The sequence below is a fragment of the Phenylobacterium sp. CCH9-H3 genome (assembly GCF_001557235.1).
GTDB lineage: Bacteria > Pseudomonadota > Alphaproteobacteria > Caulobacterales > Caulobacteraceae > Phenylobacterium.
In genome coordinates this window covers 1-4880 of sequence record NZ_LSJI01000284.1, presented here as the reverse complement: position 1 = coordinate 4880, position 4880 = coordinate 1, and the positions used below count along the sequence as shown (strand labels likewise).

Sequence of the window (4880 nt, the reverse complement as noted above, 5' to 3'; positions counted from 1 at the left end):
TCCGCGGCGGGGATCGGCTCGGCGTCGACCGGTGGCGCTGACGCCTCCTTGCGACCGCAAGCCGCCATCGCCAGCCCCGCGATGCCGACCAGGGCGCCTAAGACTAGCTTGCGGTTGATCATGGGTTGTCTCCTTGCTCGGTTTAGAATGTCGTGGCGGCCTTGTCTGTCCAGATGGGGGTGCGATGGGTCGCCCTAGAGAATACGCGGCCAAGGTTCTGCATCCCTCATCGTGAGGGCGTCAGCCTCGACCGCGCGTATCCCAAGAGCCAGCAGGGCGGCTGCAGCTTGTTTCGGACACCTAAGGGGGAGCCTCATGGCCGAGCGACAACGGGTTGACTTCAAGCGACACCTGCCCAGCTGGCCGTTCGTGGCCGCCGCAGCGCTCGTGATTGGCGGGGTTGCCGGCGCGGTGATCTACGCCGGGGTCTACAACATCGGCGCGGATGCGCCGCACATGAAGCCGACCTACTGGCTCATAGAGAACCTGCGCGACCGTTCGATCGCCGTGCGTGCGCGCAACATCGATGTCCCGGCAGATCTCAGCGCCCCGAAGCGAATCGCGACTGGCGCGGGTCTCTATGCTGAGATGTGCAGCGGCTGCCATTTGGCGCCCGGCATGGAGAAGACCGAACTCAGTCAAGGCCTCTATCCGGCGGCGCCGTTGCTTGCCGCGCACGGCGGGCAGCACTCGCCGGCCGAACAGTTTTGGACGATCAAGCACGGCGTCAAGATGACGGCCATGCCGGCCTGGGGCCGCACGCACAGCGATGAACTGATCTGGGACATGGTGGCCTTTATCCGGACTCTGCCGAACATGACGCCCGCCCAGTACAAGGCGACGGTGGCCGCCGCCCCGGGGGGCCACGACGAAATGATGGCGGATATGCCGGGCATGCAGCCCAAGGAAGGCGAGGCCGCTGGGCATCATTGAGGTGCAAAGGGGCGAGAGCTCCGGGCCGAGAATGACAGCGGCCAAGCGCGTCAGCTGCGAGAGTCTGTCCGCATCGTCAGGTTCAATCGACCGGAGAGTGCGCATTTTGGGCGTGGACCTCAGTCGCCATATTCCAACGCGCCGGATCCCGCTGGCGCGTTGGCGCGCAGTTGCGCCTGCTGGATCCACCAACAGCTGAACATGGCGATCGCATAGAGAACTCGGCCGTGGTTTGCAGCGCCCGCTCGATGAGCGTCGAACAGCGCGTTCACCGCCTTGGGCTCCAGGTAACCGGCTTGCGCCGCGCCGCTCGACAGCCAGGCATCTCTCGCAAAGAGGCTGAAGTCGCCGAGAAACCAGTCGCTGAGCGGCAGCTGGAACCCGCGTTTTCGCCGATCAACGGCTCCGGCGGGCAGCCAAGGCCTGACGGCGCTCCGCAGCACATATTTACCCGTCTTGCCAGAGAACGCGCGAGTGGATCTGAGCTTCATGTCCGTCGGAACAGTGAGGCTCCAGTCGACGAACTTGTGCGACAGGAAAGGCACGCGCGCCTCGAGCGAATGGGCCATGCTCGCTCTGTCCAGCCGCATCAGGAGCGAGGCTGGCAAGTGATGCGTCAGATCTCCGAACATGAACTGCTCAAGGTGCGGTAGCCGGCGAAGCGCGGGATCACCGAACACCTCGGCCTCCAGGCGATCAAGGTCTTCGCTTGCAGCGACCCTGGCCCGGAACGACGGTTCGAGGAGCGTTCGACGCTGAGCGGGAGAGGTGATCTGGGTGGCGGACAAGAAAGCCTTGAACCCCGTGTCGAGGGCCAGCACTTCGCGTACGCGGCCAGAATTCTGCATGAGATAGTTCCACGCGCGATATCGTGATGCGGGCCGCTGCTCGAGCGCTTGCGCCAGCGGGCTCAGCGTTCGCAGCAGCGGCGCCCAACGGTGCACCAACTCGGCGTTACGTTGGCGCTTGTACCCGGCGAAGAGTTCGTCACCGCCCTCACCGCACAGCACCACCTTCACATGCTCAGCGGCAGTGCGCGAGAGATACCAGAGGGGGATCGCCGAATTTGCCGCGGTTGGCTCGTCGAAGGCGCCCTGGACGTGCGGGAGGACGTCGGCTGCCGCCTGGGGCGAGAGCGGAACGACCACGTGGTCCAGCCCAAGGTGACCGGCGACCTGTCGCGCCGCGGCGCTCTCATCGAGGGCCGACCCTGGCAATCCGATGGTGAAGGCCTTAACGAGGCGTGCGCTCGTTTGAGCCATAGCGGCGGCGATGGCGCTTGAGTCGACGCCGCCGGACAGAAACACGCCCACCGGCGCATCGGACATCATATGCCGCTCCACCGTGCCGAGCACCCGGGTTCGGGTCTCTTCGACCCAGCTCGTGCGTGATCGGCCGCCCACGGCGCGAAATTGTGGGCGCCAGAAGGCGTGACTGTGCGGCTCACCTTCAGGCCCGATCCGCAGGACATGCCCGGGGGGAACGGCCCTGGCTTGCCGGAAGATGGCGCGCGGCGTCTGCACGTGGCCGTAGGTGAAGAAGTCGTGGACAGCGCGATCATCCAGGTCGAACGCGTGGCCGGGAAGCCGTTGGAGCGCCCGCAGTTCCGACGCGAAGCCCAGGCCGTCGTGCTGCTCGGTTATGAAGAGCGGCTTGATGCCCATGGGATCGCGGGCGAGGGTAAGGCTGCGGCTGTGCCGATCCCATATGGCGGCCGCGTACATGCCCTCCAGCCGCTCCCACCCTTGGTCGCCCCACTGGAGGTAGGCGGCCAACAGCGTTTCCGTGTCGCTCCGGGTTTGAAAGACATGGCCGCTGGCTTGCAGTTCCGCTCGAAGTTGCGGGTGGTTGAAGATCTCGCCATTGAACACCACACCGTATCGGCCTGCCCCCGCGAACATGGGCTGGCGCCCGCCGTCGACGTCTACAATGCTGAGCCGCCGCATGCCGAAGCCGAAATCGCCATCAACGAACGAACCACTGTCGTCCGGGCCGCGATGCTTGAGGCTGTCGCACTGCTGGACCACAATCCGCTGATCGACGGGACGTCCACGGCGGCGATACCACCCCGCAATTCCACACACGCAACGGTCTCCGCTCTCGAGTGATGAAGTCCGGTCTAGCTAGCTCTTGGGCACGAACTCGGCTGGAAGACCCTCCCGCTCGTTAGATCGGGCGCGCGGTGACCACCAGGGCGGTGCAGCCTCAGTTGTCTACTTGACCGCCCCCCTGGGCTTCCGTTGTGCTGTGAAGGATACGCGCGGACCGGCAGGCATCCCTCAGCCTGTTCCGCGTGCAAGGATAGCTTCTTCCGTGGAGCGGAATTCACGCCGGAGCCATGCTCGTCCCATCAGCGGCAAGCACTGGTCGACCGTCGCTTGCAGAGCGACCGCAGAGGTGACTAGGGCTGGCCGCAGGTTCGCGGCGCGGAAGTTCAGGAGGGCGTCATGAGCGATCCGACGATGTTGGGCGACAGCCCGTGGTTCGTGGACATCGGGCGCATCGCCCTGGCCGCCGTGCTGGGTGCGCTGATCGGCTGGGAGCGTGAGCGCCGCGGTCGCGAAGCGGGGATCCGGACCTATATGGCCACGGCTCTCGGCGCCTGCGCCTTCGGGCTGATTTCCGCAGCGATCGGCGATCAGGGACGCATCTCGGCCGGCATCGTGACGGGAATCGGCTTCATCGGCGCGGGGATCATCCTGCGCGACGCCGGCCGCGTCACTGGCCTGACCACAGCCGCGACCCTCTGGGCGTCTGCGGCGGTCGGCTTGAGCACCGCCTACGGCCTCTACCACCTGGCGGCCATCACATCGGTTCTGATCCTGGCCATCCTTGAACTCCATCGCGTGCCCGGATGGTCGCGGCTGTCGCATCGCGCCCGGGCCGAAGCGCTGCGCACCAGCCTTGCCGGCTCTGCAGCCAGTGACGCGTCGCCTGATAGTCGGATTGGCCCGACGCCATCGAGCTCATCGGGGGTGCAGCTGCAAGGCGGGAGCCTTCCCGAAGACCGTCTTGACTAATGGAGCGGGCCAGGATCTGCTCGATCAGGACTGGATGAGCGCCAGCTGAGCATCACGCCGGCATATGCAGCTCGGGCAGGCTGTTGTGGATCGCCGTCGCGGCTATGGCGCCCTCACCAATGGCGACGCTGATCTGGTCGAGGCCGCGCACGACATCGCCGGCGGCGTAAAGGCCCGGCAGAAACGTCTCCTGATGCGCATCCACGAGGATGCAGCCGTTGTCGTCCAGCACGGCTCCGGCTTGATCCGCGAGCTCACTCTGCGGCTCGACGCCGAGCGCGCCATAGACCACGTCAAACGGGTCCAACGCCTCTCCCGCCTGCGTCGTGGCCGCGAGCTGATCGCCGATGAACCGTAGGCTCGCGGGCTCGACCCTCTGGTGGCGCACGCCGGCTTCGGCCAGACGGGCGTCGAGGGGGCTCGAAACGAGAGCGCTCCCGCCCAAGGAAAGGAGCGTCACGCAGGGACTGTAGGTCCGTAGGAATAGAGCTTCACGCGCGGCATGGTCGTCATCGCCGATCACTGCGATCCGATCGAGCAGGGCTTCGAACCCGTCGCAGATCGGGCAAAACCTGACGATACCGCGGGTGATGGCGGCTTCGACATCGGGGATCGGTGGGCGACGGTCCACCACGCCGCTCGCCAGGAGCACCTTGCGTGCGCGCAGCTGACGATCGTCAACTGCGACCCGCCACAGCCCCTCCCTGGATTCTATCGACTGCACGCGGCCGGCCAGGTCCGGCGGATTGTGCGCGAGCTGGCGGCGCAGCCGCTCGAGCAGATCCGCTCCTTTCACCCCGTCGGGGAACCCGGGCGCGTTGTGGCTGCGCGGGATCAGGGCGGCGCGGCTGGCGCCAGCGTCAGCCAACAGCACGGAGCGCCGGAAGCGGGTCAGATAGATAGCCGCGGTCAGGCCGGCGGGCCCCG

Annotated in this window: 4 protein-coding genes; 2 read left to right on the top strand and 2 right to left on the bottom strand. The window is 66.4% G+C overall.

Annotated elements, in window-relative coordinates; genetic code table 11:
- Positions 1 to 315 precede the first annotated feature (315 nt).
- Complete coding sequence (locus AX721_RS25465) at positions 316 to 933, top strand: cytochrome c (RefSeq protein ID WP_068878766.1); 618 nt, start codon at positions 316 to 318, stop codon at positions 931 to 933.
- Between the two features lie 119 nt (positions 934 to 1052).
- On the opposite strand, the gene asnB is transcribed toward AX721_RS25465, so the two are convergent.
- The gene (gene asnB / locus AX721_RS25460) at positions 1053 to 3017 is read right to left on the bottom strand and encodes an asparagine synthase (glutamine-hydrolyzing) (protein WP_068878765.1); all 1965 of its coding nucleotides are present in this window, start codon (positions 3015 to 3017) and stop codon (positions 1053 to 1055) included.
- 363 nt (positions 3018 to 3380) lie between these two features.
- Here asnB and AX721_RS25455 point away from each other — a divergent pair, with 363 nt between their 5' ends.
- On the top strand, positions 3381 to 3953 hold the full coding sequence (locus AX721_RS25455) for an MgtC/SapB family protein (RefSeq protein ID WP_197422717.1): 573 nt from the start codon (positions 3381 to 3383) through the stop codon (positions 3951 to 3953).
- Between the two features lie 52 nt (positions 3954 to 4005).
- Here AX721_RS25455 and AX721_RS25450 read toward each other — a convergent pair.
- On the bottom strand, positions 4006 to 4880 hold an 875-nt coding region (locus AX721_RS25450; RefSeq protein WP_068878764.1), incomplete at its 5' end, for an NAD(P)/FAD-dependent oxidoreductase.

Bases quoted from the DNA above. Each gene is read 5' to 3' on its own strand.
- AX721_RS25465 (WP_068878766.1), top strand. From the start codon at position 316: ATGGCCGAGCGACAACGGGTTGACTTCAAGCGACACCTGCCCAGCTGG.
- AX721_RS25455 (WP_197422717.1), top strand. From the start codon at position 3,381: ATGAGCGATCCGACGATGTTGGGCGACAGCCCGTGGTTCGTGGACATC.